Source organism: Ferruginivarius sediminum, assembly GCF_003344765.1.
GTDB lineage: Bacteria > Pseudomonadota > Alphaproteobacteria > Kiloniellales > Rhodovibrionaceae > Ferruginivarius > Ferruginivarius sediminum.
Genome location: NZ_QPMH01000003.1, coordinates 231,665 through 253,116, shown reverse-complemented (window position 1 = coordinate 253,116; position 21,452 = coordinate 231,665). Strand labels below are relative to the sequence as shown.

Annotated in this window: 19 protein-coding genes; 17 read left to right on the top strand and 2 right to left on the bottom strand. The window is 65.7% G+C overall.

Features of this window, described 5'->3' with window-relative positions:
- The 3 genes from DRB17_RS04910 (at position 1) to DRB17_RS04900 (ending at position 3,071) form a co-directional block, all read left to right on the top strand.
- Positions 1–1,041, top strand: a complete 1,041-nt coding sequence (locus DRB17_RS04910; RefSeq protein WP_114581065.1) for an extracellular solute-binding protein — start codon at positions 1–3, stop codon at positions 1,039–1,041.
- 69 nt (positions 1,042–1,110) lie between these two features.
- The gene (locus DRB17_RS04905) at positions 1,111–2,043 is read left to right on the top strand and encodes a nitrilase-related carbon-nitrogen hydrolase (RefSeq protein ID WP_114581064.1); all 933 of its coding nucleotides are present in this window, start codon (positions 1,111–1,113) and stop codon (positions 2,041–2,043) included.
- Positions 2,040–3,071, top strand: coding sequence for a histone deacetylase family protein (locus tag DRB17_RS04900; RefSeq protein WP_114581063.1), 1,032 nt, complete (start codon positions 2,040–2,042; stop codon positions 3,069–3,071). The genes DRB17_RS04905 and DRB17_RS04900 overlap by 4 nt, the downstream gene beginning before the upstream one ends.
- Positions 3,072–3,132: 61 nt before the next feature.
- Here the strand turns inward: DRB17_RS04900 and DRB17_RS04895 are convergent, their stop codons facing one another.
- Positions 3,133–3,381 carry a hypothetical protein gene (locus DRB17_RS04895; RefSeq protein WP_114581062.1) on the bottom strand — a complete coding sequence of 83 codons (249 nt, stop codon included), beginning with the start codon at positions 3,379–3,381 and terminating at the stop codon, positions 3,133–3,135.
- Positions 3,382–3,723: 342 nt separating this feature from the next.
- On the opposite strand from DRB17_RS04895, the gene DRB17_RS20140 reads away from it, so the two are divergent.
- The 8 genes from DRB17_RS20140 (at position 3,724) to DRB17_RS04860 (ending at position 11,118) form a co-directional block, all read left to right on the top strand.
- A complete protein-coding gene (locus tag DRB17_RS20140; protein WP_153242357.1) occupies positions 3,724–3,888 on the top strand; it encodes a hypothetical protein in 165 nt (54 codons plus the stop codon).
- 373 nt (positions 3,889–4,261) lie between these two features.
- Positions 4,262–4,861: a cupin domain-containing protein gene (locus DRB17_RS04890; protein ID WP_114581061.1), complete on the top strand. Its 600-nt coding sequence runs from the start codon at positions 4,262–4,264 to the stop codon at positions 4,859–4,861.
- Between the two features lie 216 nt (positions 4,862–5,077).
- On the top strand, positions 5,078–6,247 hold the full coding sequence (locus tag DRB17_RS04885; protein ID WP_114581060.1) for a branched-chain amino acid ABC transporter substrate-binding protein: 1,170 nt from the start codon (positions 5,078–5,080) through the stop codon (positions 6,245–6,247).
- A gap of 104 nt (positions 6,248–6,351) precedes the next feature.
- Entirely contained in the window at positions 6,352–7,272 is a 921-nt protein-coding gene (locus tag DRB17_RS04880; RefSeq protein WP_114581059.1) for a branched-chain amino acid ABC transporter permease, read from the top strand.
- Between the two features lie 4 nt (positions 7,273–7,276).
- Positions 7,277–8,467: a branched-chain amino acid ABC transporter permease gene (locus tag DRB17_RS04875; protein ID WP_206607783.1), complete on the top strand. Its 1,191-nt coding sequence runs from the start codon at positions 7,277–7,279 to the stop codon at positions 8,465–8,467.
- A complete protein-coding gene (locus DRB17_RS04870; RefSeq protein WP_114581057.1) occupies positions 8,464–9,240 on the top strand; it encodes an ABC transporter ATP-binding protein in 777 nt (258 codons plus the stop codon). The genes DRB17_RS04875 and DRB17_RS04870 overlap by 4 nt, the downstream gene beginning before the upstream one ends.
- Positions 9,241–9,246: 6 nt before the next feature.
- Positions 9,247–9,957: an ABC transporter ATP-binding protein gene (locus tag DRB17_RS04865; RefSeq protein WP_114581056.1), complete on the top strand. Its 711-nt coding sequence runs from the start codon at positions 9,247–9,249 to the stop codon at positions 9,955–9,957.
- A gap of 15 nt (positions 9,958–9,972) precedes the next feature.
- Positions 9,973–11,118: a M20 family metallopeptidase gene (locus DRB17_RS04860; RefSeq protein WP_206607782.1), complete on the top strand. Its 1,146-nt coding sequence runs from the start codon at positions 9,973–9,975 to the stop codon at positions 11,116–11,118.
- Between the two features lie 12 nt (positions 11,119–11,130).
- On the opposite strand, the gene DRB17_RS04855 is transcribed toward DRB17_RS04860, so the two are convergent.
- A complete protein-coding gene (locus tag DRB17_RS04855; RefSeq protein ID WP_161958703.1) occupies positions 11,131–12,303 on the bottom strand; it encodes a PQQ-dependent sugar dehydrogenase in 1,173 nt (390 codons plus the stop codon).
- 200 nt (positions 12,304–12,503) lie between these two features.
- Here DRB17_RS04855 and DRB17_RS04850 point away from each other — a divergent pair, with 200 nt between their 5' ends.
- The 6 genes from DRB17_RS04850 (at position 12,504) to pstB (ending at position 21,435) form a co-directional block, all read left to right on the top strand.
- A complete protein-coding gene (locus DRB17_RS04850) occupies positions 12,504–14,783 on the top strand; it encodes an NADP-dependent malic enzyme (protein ID WP_114581053.1) in 2,280 nt (759 codons plus the stop codon).
- A 158-nt stretch (positions 14,784–14,941) separates the two neighbouring features.
- Entirely contained in the window at positions 14,942–16,396 is a 1,455-nt protein-coding gene (locus tag DRB17_RS04845; protein ID WP_241503744.1) for an ATP-binding protein, read from the top strand.
- Between the two features lie 308 nt (positions 16,397–16,704).
- Entirely contained in the window at positions 16,705–17,751 is a 1,047-nt protein-coding gene (locus DRB17_RS04840) for a PstS family phosphate ABC transporter substrate-binding protein (protein ID WP_114581051.1), read from the top strand.
- A gap of 142 nt (positions 17,752–17,893) precedes the next feature.
- Positions 17,894–19,276 (top strand): phosphate ABC transporter permease subunit PstC, encoded by a 1,383-nt coding sequence (gene pstC / locus DRB17_RS04835; RefSeq protein ID WP_114581050.1) that lies wholly within the window; start codon positions 17,894–17,896, stop codon positions 19,274–19,276.
- Positions 19,269–20,576, top strand: coding sequence for a phosphate ABC transporter permease PstA (gene pstA / locus DRB17_RS04830; RefSeq protein ID WP_114581049.1), 1,308 nt, complete (start codon positions 19,269–19,271; stop codon positions 20,574–20,576). The genes pstC and pstA overlap by 8 nt, the downstream gene beginning before the upstream one ends.
- 22 nt (positions 20,577–20,598) lie before the next feature.
- Positions 20,599–21,435 carry a phosphate ABC transporter ATP-binding protein PstB gene (gene pstB / locus DRB17_RS04825; protein ID WP_114581048.1) on the top strand — a complete coding sequence of 279 codons (837 nt, stop codon included), beginning with the start codon at positions 20,599–20,601 and terminating at the stop codon, positions 21,433–21,435.
- Positions 21,436–21,452: the final 17 nt, after the last annotated feature.

Here is a 21,452-nt window from a genome sequence, read left to right as displayed (position 1 = left end):
ATGCGGTTCAAGGGAGGCGTGCTTGCCGCGCTGGCGGCGACGGCGATGACGTTCGGCACTTCGGCGGTGCAGGCGAAGGAGCTGTTTCTCTATAACTGGGCGAATTATTTCCCGCCCGATCTGATCGAGAAGTTCGAATCCGAGACCGGCATCGACGTCACGCTGGACGTTTACGATTCCAACGAAACCATGCTGGCGAAGCTCCAGGCCGGCGCGGCGGGCTACGACATCGTCTTCCCGTCGGGCTACATGGTCGACGTGATGCGCGAGGAAGATCTCGCGATGAAGATCGACACGGCCGAGCTTCCCAATTTCAAGAACGTCCAGTCACCGCACGACAGCCCCAGCTACGACCCCAGTCGAGAGTATTCAGCGCCGTACATGTGGGGCACCACGGGGCTGGCCTACGATACCGCGAAGGCGCCGGAACTTGACGAGACCTGGGAGGAATATTTCAAGCCGCGCGACGAACTGAAGGGCAAGATCGCGGCCTTGAACGACCAGGTGGAGATGTACAATGCGGCCGCGCGGTATCTCGGCATCGACGTCTGCACCGAGGACCCGGCCCAGGCGCAGAAGATCCTCGACCTGCTGATGGCGCAGAAGCCGCATCTGGCGCTCTATTCCTCGACGGGCACCATCGACCGCATGGTTGCCGGCGAGGTGGTGATGCATCACATGTGGAACGGCGCCGCCCACCGCGCGAAGGAGCAGCGGGAGAGCATCACCTATATCTATCCGAAGGAGGGGTTGGCGTTCTGGTCCGATAACATGGTGGTTCCGAAGGACGCGCCGAACCCGGAGAACGCCAAGACCTTCATCAACTGGATGATGGACCCGCAGAACGCCGCCGTGGCGACCAACTACACCGGCTACATGAACGCTATCGCGGGCTCGGGCGAATACCTCGACGAATCGCTGAAGAGCGACCCGGCGGTGAATATGCCGAAGGAATACGCCGACCGCCTGCGGCCGTCGAAGGAATGCTCGACCGCGGCGCGGGAGTTGCGCGACAAGGTCTGGACCACGCTGAAGAAGTAGACTGACGTCTGCGCGGGCGGGCCGGGCGCGGATCACGTCCGGCCCGTTCGTGCGTCGAGAGGAGTGCGAATGACAGCCAGGACGGCAGGGGATGTGAAGGTGGCTCTTTGGGCCACCAATCTGGCGCGGCCACTGAACGGCATCGGCGCCTGGGCGGCCGAAGTGGATGCCCGCATGGCGGCGGCGCGCGCGCAGGGGGCCGAGATATTCGTCATGCCGGAGTACGCCTCGGCCCAATGGCTGTCGTTCGCCCCCGACGATCTGCCGGCAAGCGAGGAGATCGCCTGGATGGCGGCGCAGGCGCCCGATGCGCTGGCCGCCGTGGCCGACCTTCCCGCCAGGCACAACATGGCGCTGCTGCCGGGAAGCTGGCCCTGGCGGGCGGAGGCGGGCGAGAGCGACGGCGATGTCGGCTTCGTCAATCGCGCCTGGCTGCTGCTGCCCGACGGCCGCCGCTATCATCAGGACAAGCTGTGCCTGACGCCGAGCGAGAAGGACCCGGACGGCTGGATGCTGAACCCCGGCGGGCAATTCCAGTTCGTCGAATGGAACGGCCTGCGCCTTGCCACCGCCATCTGCCTGGACGTGGAACTGCCGGCCCTGGCCAGCCGTATCGCGCCGTATCGCCCCGACCTGCTGCTGGTGCCGTCGATGACGGAGCGTCTCTCGGGCCACTACAGGGTGCATAGCTGCGCCCGGGCGCGCGCCGTCGAACTTCAGGCGGCGGTGCTGGCGGTCGGCGTGATCGGGGATGCCGCCACGGGACGCCCGCGCGACGGCAACACGGGCGGTGCGGCGGTTTACGTTCCAAGCGAGCCCGATCTCGGCTATACGGGCGTCCGCGACGAAATCGCGCCGGCGGCGGAGGTCGAGGGGGGTGGGCCGGTGCTCGTATCCGATATTCCGGTAAACCGTATCCGTGCGTTGCGAGAGGGCGCGGCGGAGGTCTGGCCGGGGGCCTGGACCGCCGATCACATCGAGATCCTGGACGAGACGACATGAAGACCGTTTACAGCGAGAACCACCACCGGCAGCATGGCCGGGGCGAGTTGACCGACGGCTATCTGATGCCCGTGGTGGAAAAGCCCGAACGCGCGGAGATGATCCTGGCGCGCGTCAAGGCGGAGGGGCTTGGCGAGGTTGTCGCGCCGCATGATTTCGGGCGCGAACCGCTGGCCGCGGTGCACGACGCCGGCTATCTGGACTTCCTTGAGAACGCGTGGGACGCGTGGGAAGCCGAGCACGGCGGCGAGCGGGATGCCCTGCCGCTGATCTGGCCGGTGCGCACCCTGCGCCAGGCGCGCCCCGAGAACATCGACGGCAAGATCGGCTACTACGCGATGGACGCCGGAACGCCGATTACCGCCGGGACATGGCAGGCAGCCACGACTAGCGCGAAGGTGTCGTTGACGGCCGCCTCGCTGGTGCACGCGGGCGCGCCGTCGGCCTTCGCGCTCGGCCGGCCGCCGGGACACCATGCGGCGGCCGATCTGCTGGGCGGCTACTGCTTTCTGAACAACGCGGCAATCGCGGCGCAATGGCTGCGCGATCAGGGCGTGCCGCGCGTTGCCATCCTTGACGTCGATTACCACCACGGCAACGGGACGCAGGCCATCTTCGACGATCGCGCGGACGTTTTCTTCGCCTCCATCCATGCCGACCCGCGCCAGGAATTCCCGTACTTCCTGGGCCATGCCGACGAGACCGGCAGCGGTGCGGGCGAGGGCCACACCGCGAATTTCCCGCTACCCTGGGGAACCGAGTGGCCAGCCTATGCCGAGGCGCTGGACGCCGCCTGCCGGCGGATCGAGGACTACGGCCCAGACGTCCTGGTCGTGTCGCTGGGCGTCGATACCTTCGAACGCGACCCGATCTCGCGCTTCAGGCTTTCCAGCGGGGAGTTCCCGAGGATCGGGGCACGCCTTGCCGGCTTGAAGCGGCCGACGGTCTTCGTGATGGAGGGTGGCTATGCGGTGGAAGAGATCGGCGTGAACGCCCTTGGCGTGCTGGCCGCTTTCGAGGGGGGATGAAAACACGCAGCCCCGCCTTCGCGGGGCTGCACAAGCACGCAGGTTTGGTCCGGTCTATCCGTTATTTGCCGCCGGTTCCCATGAACACGGTCGGATACGGCGTGTAAACGAAGGTCGTTTCCGCGGTCAGGCCCTTGGATACCCTGATCCCGGACTCCTGCTTGGATTTCTCGACCATCCTGGCAACCTGCTTATACGCGCGGGCGTCCGCACCTTGTCCTTCACCGGCCAAGGCGCCGGTCGCGGTGAAGGTCAACGCTGTCGAGGCCAGCATCGCGGCCGCGAGCGTTTTCCTGGCGAAGGTCGTCATCTTTGAATGTCCATATGCGGGATCGATTGTCTGCCCCGGCGGCCCAATGCCGTCTTAGGCTCGATCCGTTGCAGAAGAAATCGTGATTGTCCCGGCCCGCCGCCAGTACGCCGCACTCGGTTCCCTTTGCGTCGAATGCAGGGATTAGCCTTTTGTTATGCGTTGCGATCATACGATCGCAGGCCGTAACTCGCGACAGCCGGGATCGCCATTTCGCGCGGGTGGATCCGGTCGTTTGCGGCATCCGTGCCTTTCGATGTCGGTGCGGGTTAGAAAATGGTCACGGGCCGAACCCGAACCGGGTGATTAGGGTGCGGCGGTTCAACGGGTACGGAGACGAAGATGACGCGCTTTATCGCAATCGTTGCCATTGCGGCCTTCGCGGCTGCCACGTCGGGCTGCACGGCTCTTGTCGCCGGGGCCGCCGGCGGCGGGGCCGGCTATTACATCGGCAAGGGTAACGACGCCGATTCCGATGTCGACAAGGAAGAGGCCCGGCAGGAGTAAGCACCGGCGCAGCTCAATGTGCTTGCCGCTCCCGACGCGCCAGGGCCTCTTCGCGAACCTCGATGTTATGGCGGCGCACCAGCAGGCGTGAGCGAAACAGCGCGGGTAGTTGCACAAACGTGATTCCGACAAGCAGGAGCAGGCCAAGCCCGAGCCGTCTGCAATCGTCGGGTGTTAGTAAGCCGGCCACGAGGAGTGTCGCCCCCACCAGTAACGCGGCCAGATCGATGGCGCCGCGCAGCGGTCGTCGCAGGTAGAACCAGTGCAGGCCGTGTGATCCGAGGTTGCATCGACTGGTATTGCGAGCATGGCACGCCTGACGTGCCGTGAAACACTGTTGCGTAACCGGAACTTCCCGTTAGGCTTCCGGGTGATGAGTAAGAAAGCGGACATTCAGGAAGATAGCGACATCTCGAACTCCCGCATCGGGGTCCGCATCCGCCACCTTCGCCAGCTTCGCGGGCTGGGTTTACGTACGCTCGCGGCCCAGGCGGGTTGCTCGCCCAGCTTCCTCTCGCGCGTCGAGAACGGCGTCGTGAACCCTTCGCTGACGACGCTGCACAACCTCGTCGGCGTCCTGGAAACCAACATCTCCGAGCTGTTCGCGGAAACCGCGGACGATGCCGAGTGGGTCGCGCGCGCCGGCCGCCGGCCCGTCATCCGCACGGACTCCCTGCGCCAGCGCAGCGGCGTGGAACTGGAACGCCTGGCACCCTACACCAAGGGCAACCTGCTCCAGGCCACCGTTCACATCGTCGCCCCCGGCGGCGGCAGCGACGGCGCGATCCGTCACGTCGGCCAGGAAGTCGGCTATATCCTGGAAGGCCGGCTGGAACTGACCGTGGACGGCGAGACCAGTGTGCTGGAGCAAGGCGACAGCTTCTTTTTCGAAAGCCAGCGCCGGCACGGCTATCGCAACCCCGGACCCGAGGTGGCAAGGGTGTTGTGGGTGAACACTCCGCCGACATTCTGATCGCCTGAAAGCCGCTCTCAGCCTGGGTGCCGGCAAACAGATGCGTTTAAGTTTAGGCAACACTGTTGACCTGGGGGTAATCCCTTTGTCAGGCTCTAGCGGTCCGGTGGACGGGCACGGGCGGCTTTCGACAGGGCACTTGAGAACCCGCGACGGCGTCGGTCGGGCCCGCCGGCGAGACAGGGGAATTCGCCAGACAAACGGGAGGCTTCAATAATGAAGCTCGGACGCTCTTTCCTCGCGACGGCGGCGGCGCTTGCGCTGGCGGCCGGCGTTGCGCAGACCCCGGCCGTCGCCAAGGAGAAGGTGACGGTCGCATTTATCGGGCCGCTGAGCGGCGGCGTCGCGGCAAACGGCCTGGGTGGCCGCAACTCCGCCGACCTTGCCGTCAAACTTCGCAATCAGGACGAAAACGCCAAGTACGAGTACGAACTGCTGACGCTCGACGACGAGTGCAAGCCGAACGTTGGCGTGCAGGTCGCGACGCGCGCGGCGGCGAACCGCGATGTGGTCGCCGGCGTCACGCACTATTGCTCGGCCGTGGCGATGGGCACGGTGGACACCTACAACAAGTTCGGCCTGCCGGTGGTCGTCTGGGGCGCGGTGCTGCCGGACATCACCTATGCCAACGACTACCCCGAGGTGCATCGCGTCAACGGCACGATGATCAATCAGAACCAGGTCGCTGCCGAGTTCATGACCGATCAAGGCTATGAGACCTGGGTGGTCATCCACGACACCACGGACTACGGCCAGGGCCACAAGAAGTACTTCACCGAGAGCCTGGAGAAGAACGGCGGCGAGGTGCTGGCCACCTTCGGCGTCACGGCGGATCAGCAGGACTTCACGGCCGAGCTGACGCAGGCGAAGTCACTGAACCCGGATGTGATCTACTTCGGCGGCCTGACGCCCATCGGCGTGCGCATCCGCTCGCAGATGGATAAGCTGGGCATCGACGCGCAGTTCGAGGGCACCTCGGGCATCGTCTCCGACGCCTACATCGAGGGGCTGGGCGAGCTGGCCGAGGGCACCGTCGCCTTCATCGAGGGCGCCCCGATCGAGAAGCTGCCGGGTGGCCAGTACTTCAAGGAGCAGTACGACAAGGCGAACTACAACGAGCCGCCGGAGGCCTATGGCGCCTTCGCGTTCGCGGCAATGAACCTGGTCCTCGACAAGATCGAGGAGGTCGGCCCGGATCGCCGCAAGGTGCGTGACGCGCTGAACAAGGTGGAGGGGCGTGATTCCATCGTCGGTGAGATCACCTTCGACGACCACGGCCAGAACGCCGTCGCGCTGATCACCAAGTTCGTCGTCCAGGACGGCAAGTGGGTCGTCTGGGAGGACAGCGAGTACGCCAGCGGCGAGCGCAAGCTGAACGGCATGTAACGCATTTGGCCGCATTCCCGGCGGCGGCCGGCCCGTTTCCCGGCCGCCGCCGGCACTTCCGCCGCGCCGTACGTGCGCGTCCGCATTCAATCCGGAGCCGCTTTATGGACCTTGCACTGCTTGGCCAGTACGTGATTAACGGCCTGATGCTGGGCATGATGTATGCCCTTGTGGCCGTGGGCTTCACGCTGTTCTTCGGCGTGCTGGATGTCATCAAGTTCTCGCATGGCGACGTGCTGATGGTTGGCGCGTTCACCGGCTACACGACCTTCCTCGGCCTCGAGGCCGCGGGCGTTCACATGCCGGTGATTCAGATCGTGCTGCTAGTGATCGCCTCCACAGTCCTTGTCGGCCTGCTGGGCGCGGCGATCGCGAAATATCTCATCCTGCCGCTGACGAACGCGCCGGCACTGAACATCCTGCTGGCAACGATGATGCTGGGCACGGTGCTGCGCGAAGCCGTGCGCCTGTTCTTTCCGGAAGGCTCCAACCCGAAACGGTTTCCGCGGCTGCTGCCGGATACGGTCATACCGATTGGCGGTTTCGATCTGCGAGTCGATAGTCTGATGCTGCTGATTGCCGGCGTGCTGGTGATCGTCGCCATCCACACGGTCATCAACCGCACGAAGCTGGGCCTGGCCATCCGTGCCGTGGCGCAGGACGCCGAGACGGCGCGGATCATGGGAATCAACTTCGAACTGGTCGTGCTCGTCACCTTCGCCATAGGCTCCGCCGCGGCTGCCGTGGCCGGCGTGATGAACGGGCTTTACTACAACGAGATCAACTTCGGCATGGGGCTGTTGCTGGGCGTGATCGGCTTTGCCGCCGCGATCGTGGGCGGCCTCGGCAATATCTACGGCGCCATCCTGGGCGGCTTTCTGTTCGCGGCCTTGCAGACGATCGGCGCGGTCGCGCTGCCGTTTGCAAGCGCCTACAAGGACGTCTTCGCCTTTGCTGTGATCATCTCGATCATGGCGTGGCGGCCCACCGGCCTGATCCCCGAAAAGGTCAGCGAGCGAGTCTGAGGCCATGCCTGCAATGGAAAACACGCAGCCGGCAACAGCCGGCCGGCAGGATCCGACGGCTCTGCCCATCGGCATTCTTGCAATCGCGGGCATGACCGTCTTCGCGGCTGTCTTCCTGATGGCGGAAAGCGAAGCCGCGGTCGGCGGCCTGCTGGCATTCGCCGCCGTCGCCGTCCTCGGCGCCGGCAAGCTGGGCCTGCTGGAGCGCGTCCGCGCGGCATTCCGCGACCATGAGCTCACCATGCACACCGCCATTGTGATCGGCGCGCTGGCAATCGCCTGGGTGTTCCGGGAGGATCATTTCGCCCTGCTCATGCTGACGATGGCCATGCTCTACCTGACGGCGTGCCTGGGACTGAACGTTCAGCTTGGCTATACCGGAATCCTGAACTTCGCCGGTTCGTCGTTCCTTGGCGTTGGCTGCTACACGGCGGCGGTCCTGACACAGCACACGGCGATCCCGCCGCTGGTCATCCTGCCGCTGGGCGGGCTGATGGCGACCATCGTGGGCTCGGTGCTGATCCTGCCGGTGCTGCGCACGCGCGGGCACTATGCCGCAGTGGTCACCATCGCCTTCGCCGTGCTGTTCAAGACCTTCCTGGAGGTGAACGACAGCCTGGGCGGGCCGCAGGGACTGGCCGTGGGCGAGATGACACTGTTCGGATGGGGCTTCAACAGCAACATCGAGATCGGCGACTTTTACGCGTCGTTCTACATGAACTACTTCCTGCTGGCGCTGGTCATCACGATCCTGGCCTTCGCGCTGACGCGGCGGATCGAGCGTTCATGGGTCGGGCTCAACATGGACGCGGTCAGGATCGACGAGCTGGCCGCCTCCTGCTTCGGCATCAATCTGGCGCGCTGGAAGATCACCGCTTTCATGCTGGGCAACTTCATGATCGGCACCGCCGGCGCGCTGCTTGGCATGATCCTGGGCTTCATCGCGCCGACGAACTTCACCTTCGCGGATTCGCTGATCCTGCTGTCCATCGTGCTGCTGGGCGGCATGGGCAGCGTTTGGGGCATTGCGCTGGCCAGCGCCATCATCGTGATGCTGCCGGAGAAGCTACAGCTCATCCAGGAGTACCGCTTCCTGCTGTTCGCGGCGCTGGTGATCCTGGTGCTGCGCTTCCGGCCGAACGGATTGCTGCCGCGCGCCGACCGCATCTACTTCCCGGGCTGGAGGCCGCGATGAGCGAAGCGATCCTCGACTGCAAGGGCGTTACCCGCCGTTTCGGTGGCCTGGTGGCGCTGGATACCCTCGACCTGCAGATGCCGCGCGGCGCCATTCTGGGGCTGATCGGGCCGAACGGCTCGGGCAAGACGACGTTCTTCAACGTCCTCACCGGCATCTACGGCTTCAGCGACGGCGCGGCGGCCTTCGACGGCCGGGATATCACCGCCTATTCCTCGCAAGAGGTCTATCGCGCCGGCATCGCGCGCACCTTCCAGCGTTCGCGCATGTGCCTGCCGCTTTCGGTGTTCGACAACATCATGGTGGGCAACCACAAGCGACTGGACCACGGCCTGTGGGCCAACGTCTTCGCCCGCAAGAAGCTGCGCAAGGCGTTCGAGGAGTCCTACGAGGAAGCGCACGAGCTGGTGAAGATCTTCGACCCGCCGCTGGCCGAGCGTATGTTCGAGCCGGTCGCCGGCTTCCCGATGATCGACCGCCGCCGGATCGAGATCTGCCGGGCGCTGATCTCGCACCCGAAGCTGCTGCTGCTGGACGAACCCTCGGCCGGCATGACCCACGAGGAAACGCGGCAGCTCATGGACGACATCCTGGAGGTCCGCGACCGCATCAAGGACCTCAGCATCATCATCATCGAGCACGAGATGGGCGTCATCGAGCGGATCACGGATCGCTGCATCGTCCTGAACTTTGGCCGCAAGATCGCGGAAGGGACGTATCAGGACGTGGCAAACGACCGCGAGGTGCAGGAAGCCTATCTGGGTGCGGAGTAGGGTGGCATGACGGCGAACCTGATCCTTGAGGACGTCTACACCGCGTACGACAAGGCCGATGTCCTGGAGGGCGTGTCGCTGGAGGCGCGCTCGGGCGAGATCACCTGCCTCCTGGGCTCCAACGGGGCGGGCAAGACCACGACGATTCGCTCCATCCTGGGCCTGACGCCGCCGCGCGCCGGCAACATCAAATTCAACGACGCCGCGCTGACCGGAATGGCGACGCATCGAATCGTCGGACTTGGCATGTCCTGCATCCCCGAGGGGCGCAAGGTGTTTCCCAAGCTGACGACCGAGGAGAACCTGCGCCTGGGCGCCTATCAGCAGACCGACGAGAAGGTCATCCAGCAGCGCATTGCCGAGGTCTACGAGATCTTCCCGCGCCTGGAGGAGCGGCGAGACCAGCTTGCCGGCACGATGTCGGGGGGCGAGCAGGCGATGGTGTCGATTGGCCGCGGCCTGATGAGCGCGCCCAAGATGCTTTTGATCGACGAGCCGTCGCTGGGCCTGTCGCCGCTTTACGTAAAGGAGAACTTCAAGATAATCCAGCGTATCAACGAGCGCGGCATCACGGTCTTCCTGGTCGAGCAGAACGTCCGGCAGACGCTGGCCATCGCCCATCGCGGCTATGTCCTGTCGAAGGGACGCGTCGTCGCCGCGGGCACGCCCGAGGAATTGCGCGCCAACGAAGAGGTTCACGCCGCCTATTTCGGCTGACCGAGGCCGGGCGGGATGACGAAGGGAGCTCGCATGGGCGAGACGATCGACGCGGTGGCGCTGACGCAGGAGTTGGTGCGCAGCCACACCGTCAACCCGCCGGGCAACGAGGCGGCCATTGCCCGCCGCCTGGGCGAGCTGCTGGCCGGCCATGGCTTCCAGGTGGATTATCACCGGCTGGCGCCGGAGCGTGAGGGCTTCGTCGCGCGCATCGGGCGCGGGGGCAGGGCGCTGGGCTTCACCGGGCATCTGGACACCGTGCCGTTCGGCGCCGCGCCCTGGACGCACGACCCGCTGGCCGCGGAAATCGTCGACGGCCGCATGTACGGCCGAGGCACCACCGACATGAAGGCCGGGGTGGCGGCCTTCTGCGCGGCCGCCGTGGCGTGCAAAGAGGCCGCCGCGAACGGCCCCGGGGTGGAACTCGTCGTCACGACGGGGGAGGAGACGGGCTCCGACGGCGCGCGGGCGATGGCCGAACAGCCGGGCCTGCTGGGCGCGGTCGGGGCGCTGGTGGTGGCCGAGCCGACGTCGAATTATCCGATGTGCGGACACAAGGGCGCGTTCTGGCTGAAGGCCGTGTGCACCGGGGTGACGGCGCACGGCTCGATGCCGGAGCATGGCGTCAATGCGGCCTACAAGGCCGGGCGGGTGCTCACGAAGCTGTCGGACTTCGGCTTCAACGCCGCGCCGCACGCGGTCATGGGCTCGCCGAGCCTGAACGTCGGGACGGTGCATGCGGGGATGAACCTGAACTCGGTCCCGGACCGGGCGGAGATCGGCATCGACATCCGCTCCATCCCCGGCATCGACCACGCCGCCGTCAAGCAGGACCTGGAGCGCTATCTGGCGCCCGACATCGATGCCATCGAGGTGCTGGTCGACCTGCCCAGCGTCTGGACCGAGCCGGACGAGCCGTGGATGCGCGACAGCTTCGCGGCGCTGGAGGATATCCTCGACCCGCCGTTCGAGGCCCGCACGGCTACCTATTTCACCGACGCCTCCATCCTGACGCCCGCCTACGGCGACATTCCGACCCTGATCCTGGGGCCGGGCGAAGCGGCGATGGCGCATCAGACCGACGAATATTGCGAGGTCGCGCGCATCGAGCAGGCGGTCGCCGCCTATACCCGGCTGATCGAGGCCTGGCAGACGGGATAGCGTTCGCCGGGCTTACGACGGTTCCCGCATGGCCAGGCGGTAGATGGCGCCGTCGTCGTGGTCGATCACGTACACCTCTCCCTCGCGGTCCTGCGCGAAGGACGAGATCGCAAGATCGGTGTCGAGAATCAGCCGAGGCGCGCCCGGCCGATCCGGGGTTCCGGCCGGCATTGCCCAGATGCGACCGCTGCAATAGTCGCCGTAGACATAGTGCCCGTCCAAGGCGGGGACGGTCTTGCCGCGATAGACGTGTCCGCCGGTGATCGAACAGCCGTCGCGGTGCGAATATTCCGCCACCGGATCGATCAGGCCGTCGGTCGCGCAGTCGCCAGCGCGGTAGCAATGCGCGCCTTCGCGAATGTTCCAGCCGTAATTGCCGGCGCGGCGGATGACGTCCACCTCTTCCCATTGGTTCTGGCCGACGTCGGCCGCCCATAGCGCCCCGGTCTCGGGATCGAAGGCGAAGCGCCAGGGATTGCGCAGGCCCCAGGCATGGATTTCCGGCCGCCCGCCGCTTTTTCCGGCAAAGGGGTTGTCCGGCGGGATGCCATAGGACTCGCCGTTCCCGTCGTCGATGTCGAGACGCAGGATGGTGCCCAGAAGCGTCATGGGGTCTTGCCCGTTGCCGTGGGGATCGCCGCCCGCGCCGCCGTCACCGAAACCGGCGTAGAGATAGCCGTCGGGTCCGAAGGCGATGTGCCCGCCGTTGTGATTGCCGAAAGGCTGCTCCAGCTCAAGCAGGACCTCTTCACCGCCGACGTCGAGCGTCGTCCCCGCGTCCGGCGAGCGATACCGCGCGATGCGCGACGTCAGCCCCGGTGCGTCGGTGGTGTATGATAGGAAGACCTCGCCGTTGCGGGCGAAGTTGGGATGAAATGCCATGCCGAGCAGCCCGGCCTCGTTCGGTCCGTCCTCGACCCGGCCGCGAATGTCGGCGAAGACCGTCTTGTCCGTCTTGCCCCGCGAGGCTTCGACGCGCCAGACGACGCCGCGTTGTTCCACCACGTACCAGGTGGCATCGGCCGTAGGCGACTGGATCAGCGCGACCGGGCGCTCGAACTTCAGCTCCGGGAACACGCGATCCAGCGTGACGGGGCTGTCTTCGGGCGTCTGCGCGCAGGCCGCCGGGACCTGCGAAAAGGCCAACAGCGCAAGGACCGTTGCTGCGAGGGTCAAGGGCTTCAAGGTCATTCTCCCTTTGCATCGTGCATGGCGCGGCATACGGGAATAAGGCCCTCGAAAGCGCGCTTTCGGCAGGTCCTTGAGAGGGGCGCCGCCGAGGCAGGCTTGCCGCCGCTGTGCACACACGTCTAACCTACGGAAAATTCAGTGTGGTGTGCAGATTCGATTGTGCGCCGCCGCGAACCGATTTCCGGAGGTCCCGTTTGGCCAAGAACGACTCCCGCATCACCGAAGAGGAAGCCCTTGCCCTGCACGCCCGCGGGCGGCGCGGCAAGTTTGAAATAAGGCCGACCAAGCCTTTGACCACCCAGCGCGATCTCTCGCTGGCGTATTCGCCCGGCGTCGCCTATCCGTGCCTCAGGATCAAGGAGGACGAGCAGCAGGCCTACGACTACACCGCCAAGGGCAATGTGGTCGCCATCGTCTCCAACGGCACGGCGGTGCTGGGGCTCGGCAACCTGGGGGCTGCGGCCTCGAAGCCGGTGATGGAGGGCAAGGCCGTCCTGTTCAAGCGCTTCGCCGACATCGACGGCATCGACCTTGAGGTCAGCACCGAGGACGTGGACGAATTCGTCAACTGCGTGCGTTTCCTCGGCGCGTCCTTCGGCGGCATCAACCTTGAGGACATCAAGGGCCCCGAGTGCTTCATCATCGAGCAGCGGCTGAAGGAGCTGCTGGACATCCCGGTGTTCCACGACGACCAGCACGGCACGGCCATCATCGCCGCCGCCGGGTTGATCAACGGCATGCACTTGACGGGCCGGCGGATCGAGGATGTGCGCATCGTCATCAACGGCGCCGGCGCCGCCGGCATCGCCTGCGCCGAGCTGGTGAAGGCGATGGGTGCCCGCCACGATCATGTGCTGGTGTGCGATTCCCGCGGCGTCATCCATCAGGGCCGCGAAGCCGGGATGAACCAGTGGAAGTCGGCGCACGCCGTTGCGACCGACAGACGCACCCTGAGCGAGGCGCTGGAAGGCGCGGACGCGCTCTTCGGCTTGTCGGTGAAGGGTGCGGTGAACCAGGAGATGATCCAGGCCATGGCCGATCGCCCGCTGATCTTCGCGATGGCCAATCCCGATCCCGAGATCCTGCCGGAAGAGGTGAAGGAGGTCCTGCCGAACGCCATCATTGCCACGGGCCGCTCCGACTATCCGAACCAGATCAACAATGTTCTCGGCTTCCCCTATATCTTCCGGGGTGCGCTGGATGTCCGTGCGTCGACTATCAACATGGAGATGAAGATCGCGGCCGCCGAGGCGCTGGCCAAGCTGGCGCGGGAGGACGTGCCGGACGAGGTGGATGCGGCCTACGCCGGCCGCCGGCTGCGCTATGGGCCCGACTACATCATCCCGGCGCCATTCGATCCGCGCCTCATCGTCGCCGTGCCGAAGGCGGTGGCGAAAGCGGCAGTCGAGACCGGCGTGGCGCGCAAGCCGATCGCGGATATCCAGGCCTACGACAAGGAGCTGTCGGCGCGACTGGATCCGACGACGGCCAGCTTGCAGGTGATCTTCGACACGGTGCGCCAGCATCCCTGCCGCGTCGTCTTCGCGGAGGGCGAGGAGGCGCGCGTCATCCGCGCGGCCATCGCGTTCTACAACGGCGGCTACGGCCAGCCGATCCTGATCGGCCGCGAAGAGCGTATCCGCGAGACCATGCAGTCCATCGGAGTGGAGGCGGACTGCCTGGAAATCCACAATGCCCGCCTCAGCCACTTCAACACGCCCTACACCGACTATCTCTACAACCGTCACCAGCGTCGCGGCATGCTCTATCGCGACTGCCAGCGGCTGGTGAACCAGGACCGCAACGTCTTCGCGGCCTGCATGGTAGCGCAGGGTGATGCCGACGCGATGGTAACGGGGCTCACCCGCTCGTTCGTCGTGTCGTTCCAGGACGTGATGCGGGCGCTTGATTCCAAGCCGGGCCACCGGGTGTTCGGCCTGTCCATGGTGCTGCAGGGCGGGCGCACGGTGTTCCTGGCGGATACCTCGGTGCACGAGCTGCCCACGGCGGAGGAACTGGCGGACATCGCGGTGCAGTCGGCCGCACATGCGCGCGCCATGGGCCACGAGCCGCGTGTCGCCTTGCTGAGCTTTTCCAACTTTGGCAACCCGATGCGGGAGAAGGCGCGGCGGATCCGTGATGCCATCGACGTGCTGGATGGAATGACGGTCGATTTCGAATACGACGGGGAGATGCAAGCGAATGTCGCCCTCGACCACAACCTGATGCGGGAGCTTTATCCGTTCTGCCGTCTGTCTGGGCCGGCCAACGTGCTCATCATGCCGGCGCTGCATTCGGCCAATATCTCGGCGAAGCTGTTGCAGCATATCGGCGGCGGCACGGTGATCGGCCCGCTGTTGATTGGCCTGTCGAAGCCGGCGCAGATCGTGCCGATGGGCTCGACGGTGAACGACACCGTGACCGCCGCGGCGCTTGCCGCCTATGATTCGATCCGGGAGCGCAGGACCGGCTGACGGCGCGGCGGCAAGATTTCATCCACATGTGGTAATAATGCTTGCCGTATCGCTGATACATACTCCGGCTTGAGGCGGTTGGAGGCGCGGCGCGACAGCGGATATCCCGGCGGGCCCTCCAGTCGCGGCGTACGGAAAGGCGAGGAGGCGAAGCGGTGATGCTGCAGCGTGGAAGGGCGGCGGGCAGACGGGAGTACAGGCAACGCCTGATGCGCTCGACGGCGTTGCTGTCCGCGCCGGCCGTCGGGACGCTGGCCGTGCTTGGCGTCGCCGGGGTGATGCCGCTCATCCCCGCGATCGTCACCGCTGTGGTGACCGCCGGCGGTATCGCCGCGCTGCTGGCGCGGCATTCCAGCGAGATGGCGAGCCTGCGCCGATTCGTGGAGATGCTTCGCACCGCGCTCGACCGCGATGCGACGCTGCCCGAGCCGCCGCAGGTGACGTCGCCCGGCATCGATCCCGAGTTGGCCGAGGCCATCGCCGAAAGCGCCCGGGAACGTCAGGTCCGGCGGCGGGAGCTGCGGGCGGCCATCAACAGCAACGAAGCGGTTCTTTCAGGTCTGCCGGATCCCCTTCTGCTGATCGATGCCGACGGTGTCGTCACCCGGGCCAATCCGGCTGCGGGGGATCTCTTCGGAGAGAACATCGAGGACCGCCCGCTGGCAACCGTCCTGCGCAATCCGGAATTGTTGCAGGCCGTGGACAAGGTGCTTGCAGAAAAAGGCCATCGCGAGGTGGAGTTCACCTCGCCGGGCGAGATCGAACGCTACTTCAGCGCCCGCGTTGCGGCCTTGCGGGAAACCGGGCCGAAAGGGGGCGTCGCGGTGGTCACGCTGCACGACGTCACGGCGATAAGGCGTGCCGAGCAGATGCGCGCGGATTTCGTCGCCAACGCCAGCCACGAGCTGCGCACGCCGCTTTCCAGCCTGCTGGGCTTCATCGAGACGTTGCAGGGGCCCGCCAAGGAGGATGCAGAGGCGCGCGACCGTTTCCTGGACATCATGCTGGAACAGGCCAAGCGGATGTCGGCGTTGGTGGAGGACCTGCTGTCGCTGTCGCGCATCGAGCTGGACGAGCACACTCCGCCGACGGAGCGCGCCGATCTGCGCAAGGTCATCGACCGCGTTGTCGGTGCGCTTGAGTTGAAAGCCCGGGAAAAGGACATGTCCATCGAGGTCGACACCCCGGATCGCGGCAGCCTGACGGTCGTGGGGGACGAGGACCAGCTTACCCAGGTCCTGCAGAACCTCGTGGACAACGCCATCAAGTACGGGCGGGCGGGTACGCCGATCCGGGTCGTGGCGCAGCCCGCCGACCGCTCGACCGGGCGCCCGTCCCGACGCGCCCGGCGCGGGGCCGCCGTCTCGGTCATCGACCAGGGCGAGGGCATTCCCCGCGAGCACATCCCGCGCCTGACGGAGCGCTTCTACCGCGTGGACAAGGCGCGTTCGCGCCAGCTTGGCGGCACCGGCCTTGGGCTTGCCATCGTCAAGCACATCGTCAACCGCCATCGCGGCCAGCTTGAGATCGACAGCACCCCGGGGCAGGAAACGCGGTTCACCGTGTACCTGCCGACCGGGGAGCCGGAATCAAGTGATCAGGCGGCTGAATAAAGCCAACTGTGACAGGCCGTTAACGCCGCGCGACGACCGTCATGAACGCCCGCCCCTGGTTCCGCCTTCACGCTGGATGAGCGCAAAAGGCCCCGAATATCAAATTGTTAGCATTCACTCGTATCTTGAGGGCCGGAAATGGTCAGGCGCTGGCTGTCATCAAACTGTCATGGCCCTGTAGTAAAAGCGAGGCCGTTCGGGGCTAGGACTCGCGCACGGCCGTTGAGGGAATAGGGCGGCCAGCCGTTTCGTGCCGGGCAAGCGGTATGGAGCGGCAAGTCCACTCCAAGACAGACGGAGTTGCAACCGTGATAAAGAAGAGCCTTGCGATTGCTGCCATGGCGACAGTGGCCGCCGTTGCCGCGCAGCCGGCCTCGGCACAGTCGCGCGATCAGATTCGCATCGTCGGTTCGTCGACGGTTTATCCGTTCGCCAGCACCGTGGTCGAGCATTTTGGCCGCGAGACCGAGTTCAAGACCCCGGTCATCGAGTCGACGGGCTCGGGTGGCGGCCTGAAGCTGTTCTGCGCCGGTATCGGCGTGCAGCACCCGGACATCACCAACGCCTCGCGCCGCATCAAGGCGTCCGAGGTCAAGCGGTGCATGGACAATGGCATCAAGCAGGTCACCGAAGTGAAGATCGGCTCCGACGGCATCGTGATCGCCAACTCGGCCGATGCCTCGGCTGTGAGCCTGACGACCAAGCAGATCTGGCTGGCCCTGGCGGAGAAGGTCCCCCAGGACGGCAAGCTGGTGATGAACCCCAATCAGAAGTGGAGCGATATCGACGGCTCCCTGCCGGATCGGAAGATCGAGGTCCTGGGCCCGCCGCCGACCTCCGGCACGCGCGACGCCTTCAACGAACTGGCGATGGAGGCCGGCTGTGAGCAGTTCGAGACGGTCGCCAGCCTGCCCGAGGGCGAGATGGAGAAGGCCTGCCTGACCTACCGCGCCGACGGCGCCTGGATCGAGGCGGGTGAGAACGACGTCCTGATCGTGCAGAAGCTGACGGCGAACGAGAATGCCTTCGGCGTCTTCGGCTACAGCTTCCTGGACCAGAACCGCGACAAGCTCCAGGCGGCCAAGGTCAACGGCTTCGAGCCGACGGTGTCGAACATCTCCTCCGACAAGTATCCGCTGTCGCGCTCGCTGTGGTTCTACGTCAAGAACGCGCACGTCGGCGTGATCCCCGGCATCAAGGAGTATGTTGAGGAGTTCACCAAGGAAGGCACCTGGGGCCGCTACGGCTATCTGGTCGAGAAGGGCCTGATCCCGCTGCCCGACGACGAGCGCAAGGCGTGGCGAGAGAAGGCGCGGAGCTTCGAGCCGCTGAATCCCGACGACTTCATGGGTTGATGCAGCTTTGGCCCCGGCCGGGGATCGAGTTCCCGGCCGGGGCCGCTCGCCTTGGGCTTTCAGCCGATTTCCTTAGCTACTTTCGGTCGACCATGTTCTTCACGACGGCATCGATAACCGGGCAGGCAGCGACGGGTTCACGATGAAAGTCACGCTGTATCTGATCGCGCTGGTCCTCATTGTCGGGTTCGGTTACTGGGTGGGGCGCCGGCGGGCCTTCGCCGTGAGCGGCGGGCGCCCGGCGCATCTGCATTCGCTGCCCGGCTACCACGGCATGTTCGTCGCCCTGTGGTGCGGCCTTCCAGGTGTGTTGCTCGCCGCCATCTGGTTCTTCGTGGAGCCGCACGTCGCCGAGTATGTGCTGGTTCAGAACCTGCCCGCCGAGCAGCTTGAGCAGGAGGCGGATCGGCTGGCGCTGCTGATCGTCGACGTGAAGAACATCGCCGCCGGCTATAACGTCTTCCGCGAGGTGACGCCGGAACTGGAAGCGGCGGCGGCGGCCTATAATCGCGTCTTCGAGATCGGCCGCGCCGTCATGCTTGTGGTGGCGCTGTGCGCATCGATTGCCGGGCTGGCCATCGGGCGGCGGCTGATCTCGCCGGACCTGCGCGCGCGCAACCGGGTCGAGCGGGTGATGACGGTGGTGATGATCGTCGCCTCCACCATCGCCATCATGACGACGCTGGGCATCGTCCTGTCGCTTCTGTTCGAGGCTATGCGGTTCTTCGGCCGGGTTCCATTCTTCGATTTCCTCTTCGGGCTGAAGTGGAATCCGCAGACCGCCATCCGCGAGGGGCAGGTGGCGGCGGAGGGCAGTTTCGGGGCGGTGCCGCTGTTCGCCGGCACGCTGTTGATCACGCTGATCGCCATGCTTGTCGCCGTGCCGGTGGGACTGTTCTCGGCGATCTACCTGTCCGATTACGCGCCCAAGCGGATCCGGGCGACGGTGAAACCGCTGCTGGAAATATTGGCCGGCGTTCCGACGGTCGTTTACGGCTTCTTTGCCGCCCTGACGGTGGCGCCCTTCGTGCGCGACGCCGTCGCGGCCTTCGGGCTGGAGGCCTCGTCGGAATCCGCGCTCGCCGCCGGCGCTGTCATGGGAATCATGATCATTCCCTTCGTCTCGTCCCTGTCCGACGACGTCATGAACGCGGTGCCGCAGTCGCTGCGCGACGGCGCGTACGCGATGGGAGCGACGCAGTCGGAGACGATCAAGCAGGTCGTCTTTCCCGCCGCCCTGCCCGGTATCGTGGGCGCCATCCTGCTGGCGATCAGCCGGGCCATCGGCGAGACGATGATCGTCGTCATGGCGGCCGGTCTGGCCGCCAACCTCTCCGCCAACCCGCTGGAGGCGGTGACCACGGTAACGGTGCAGATCGTCGCATTGCTGACCGGCGACCAGGAGTTCGACAGCGCCAAGACACTGGCGGCCTTCGCGCTCGGCATCACGCTGTTCGCGGCGACGCTTTGCCTGAACGTCGTCGCCTTGCACATCGTCCGCAAGTACAGGGAAAAGTATGAGTGAGATGGCGCAAACGGCGGAAGAGGCGACCGTCCGCCGGCCCGACCTTTCAAATGCGCGGCTGCGCAAGCGCTATGCGGCGGAGCGGCGCTTCCGGCTGTATGGGCTGCTTGCCGTCCTGGCGGCCGTCGGGATGCTGGCGGTACTGCTGGGCAGCATCGTTCTCAATGGCTATAGCGCGTTCCTGCAGACCCATATCGCGCTCGACGTACATATGGACGAAACCGTCATCATGGCGGAGGGCGATACGCCGGAAGCGATGGCCGACGCGAACTATCGCGCGCTCGTGTTCAAGGCAATCGAACGCCGTTTCCCGTCCGTGCGGGACATGGGCGAACAGCGCGAGCTGCACAGGCTGGTCAGTGGCGGGGCACCGCGTGCCATCAAGGACATGGTCCTGGACAACCCCGCTCTGGTCGGCACCACGCAGACGGTCTGGGTCAAGGCGGACGACGAAATCGACATGCTGCACAAGGGCTATGTCGACCGGACGCTTCCCGAAAATCGCCGACTTGTGAACGATCGGACGCTTGGGTGGTACGACAGCCTGCGTGAGGCGGACCTTATCGAGCTGCAGTTCAACACCACCTTCTTCACCGGCACCGACAGCCGCGAGCCCGAGCAGGCCGGTATCCTGGGCGCCGCCGTCGGCTCGTTCCTGACCCTGTTCGTCACCTTGCTCCTGAGTTTCCCGGTGGCCGTTCTGGCGGCGATCTACCTTGAGGAATTCGCCCCGAAGAACCGGCTGACGGACCTGATCGAGGTCAATATCAACAACCTGGCTGCCGTGCCGTCGATCGTGTTCGGCTTGCTGGGCCTGGCCGTGATCATCAACTTCTTCGGGTTTCCGCGCTCCTCGCCGCTGGTCGGCGGTATCGTGCTGGCGCTGATGACGCTGCCCACGATCATCATCTCGGCGCGCTCGGCGCTGAAGGCGGTGCCGCCGTCGGTCCGCGAGGCGGCGCTGGGCATCGGGGCCTCGCGCATTCAGACCGTGACCCATCACGTGCTGCCCCTGGCGCTGCCGGGCGTGCTGACGGGCACGATCATCGGCATGGCCCAGGCCCTGGGCGAGACCGCGCCGCTTCTGATGGTCGGCATGGTGGCCTTCGTGGTCGCCGTCCCGTCCGGCTTCACCGATGCATCGACGGTCCTGCCGGTCCAGATCTTCCTGTGGTCCGACAGTCCCGAGCGTGCATTCGTCGAGAAAACCTCCGCGGCCATCATGGTGTTGCTGGCGTTCCTGATTACCATGAACGCGGTCGCGGTATTCCTGCGCAAGCGCTTCGAACGGCGCTGGTAGCGACGATCTAGCGGAGAGCGATATGGCCGAACTGCAAGCCACTGCCGCAGCCACCGAGATTCCCGAGGCGACCGGCGCGTCGCCCGATGCGGGAAGCGATCAGCCGGCGAAGATCGCGGCGCGCAACGTGAACGTCTTCTACGGCACCAACCAGGCGCTGAAGGACATCGACCTGGACCTCGGCGGCAACGAGGTGACGGCCTTGATCGGGCCTTCGGGGTGCGGCAAGTCGACGTTCCTGCGCTGCCTCAACCGCATGAACGACGTGATCGATATCTGCCGGGTCACGGGCCGGATCACCCTGGACGGCGAGGATATCTACGACCCGCGCCTGGATGTCGTGCAGCTTCGCGCGCGTGTCGGCATGGTCTTCCAGAAGCCGAACCCGTTTCCCAAGTCGATCTACGACAACATCGCCTATGGCCCGCGCATCCACGGCGTCGCCAACAACAAGGAAGAGCTGGAGGAGATCGTCGTCACCTCGCTGCAGCGCGCCGGCCTCTGGAACGAGGTAAAGGACCGCCTGAACGTCCCCGGCACCGGCCTGTCCGGCGGTCAGCAGCAGCGCCTGTGCATCGCGCGCGCCATCGCGGTGAGCCCGGAAGTCATCCTGATGGACGAGCCGTGCTCGGCCCTCGACCCCATCGCGACGGCGAAGATCGAGGAGCTGATCGACGAGCTTCGCGGCAACTACACCATCGTCATCGTGACGCACAATATGCAGCAGGCCGCCCGCGTCTCGCAGCGCACCGCCTTCTTCCACCTGGGCGAGATGGTCGAGGCCGACGAGACCGAGGCGATCTTCACCAATCCCAAGGACGAGCGCACGCTCGGCTACATCACCGGCCGCTACGGCTGAGGCGGGGCCGGCGAGGA

Coding starts and splice junctions, on each gene's coding strand:
- DRB17_RS04875 (WP_206607783.1), top strand. CDS start 7,277: ATGCCTGCAATGGAAAACACGCAGCCGGCAACAGCCGGCCGGCAGGAT.
- DRB17_RS04900 (WP_114581063.1), top strand. CDS start 2,040: ATGAAGACCGTTTACAGCGAGAACCACCACCGGCAGCATGGCCGGGGC.
- DRB17_RS20140 (WP_153242357.1), top strand. CDS start 3,724: ATGACGCGCTTTATCGCAATCGTTGCCATTGCGGCCTTCGCGGCTGCC.
- DRB17_RS04865 (WP_114581056.1), top strand. CDS start 9,247: ATGACGGCGAACCTGATCCTTGAGGACGTCTACACCGCGTACGACAAG.
- DRB17_RS04845 (WP_241503744.1), top strand. CDS start 14,942: ATGCTGCAGCGTGGAAGGGCGGCGGGCAGACGGGAGTACAGGCAACGC.
- pstA (WP_114581049.1), top strand. CDS start 19,269: ATGAGTGAGATGGCGCAAACGGCGGAAGAGGCGACCGTCCGCCGGCCC.
- DRB17_RS04885 (WP_114581060.1), top strand. CDS start 5,078: ATGAAGCTCGGACGCTCTTTCCTCGCGACGGCGGCGGCGCTTGCGCTG.
- pstC (WP_114581050.1), top strand. CDS start 17,894: ATGAAAGTCACGCTGTATCTGATCGCGCTGGTCCTCATTGTCGGGTTC.
- DRB17_RS04880 (WP_114581059.1), top strand. CDS start 6,352: ATGGACCTTGCACTGCTTGGCCAGTACGTGATTAACGGCCTGATGCTG.
- DRB17_RS04905 (WP_114581064.1), top strand. CDS start 1,111: ATGACAGCCAGGACGGCAGGGGATGTGAAGGTGGCTCTTTGGGCCACC.
- DRB17_RS04895 (WP_114581062.1), bottom strand. CDS start 3,381: ATGACGACCTTCGCCAGGAAAACGCTCGCGGCCGCGATGCTGGCCTCG.
- DRB17_RS04870 (WP_114581057.1), top strand. CDS start 8,464: ATGAGCGAAGCGATCCTCGACTGCAAGGGCGTTACCCGCCGTTTCGGT.
- DRB17_RS04860 (WP_206607782.1), top strand. CDS start 9,973: ATGACGAAGGGAGCTCGCATGGGCGAGACGATCGACGCGGTGGCGCTG.
- DRB17_RS04890 (WP_114581061.1), top strand. CDS start 4,262: ATGAGTAAGAAAGCGGACATTCAGGAAGATAGCGACATCTCGAACTCC.
- DRB17_RS04910 (WP_114581065.1), top strand. CDS start 1: ATGCGGTTCAAGGGAGGCGTGCTTGCCGCGCTGGCGGCGACGGCGATG.
- pstB (WP_114581048.1), top strand. CDS start 20,599: ATGGCCGAACTGCAAGCCACTGCCGCAGCCACCGAGATTCCCGAGGCG.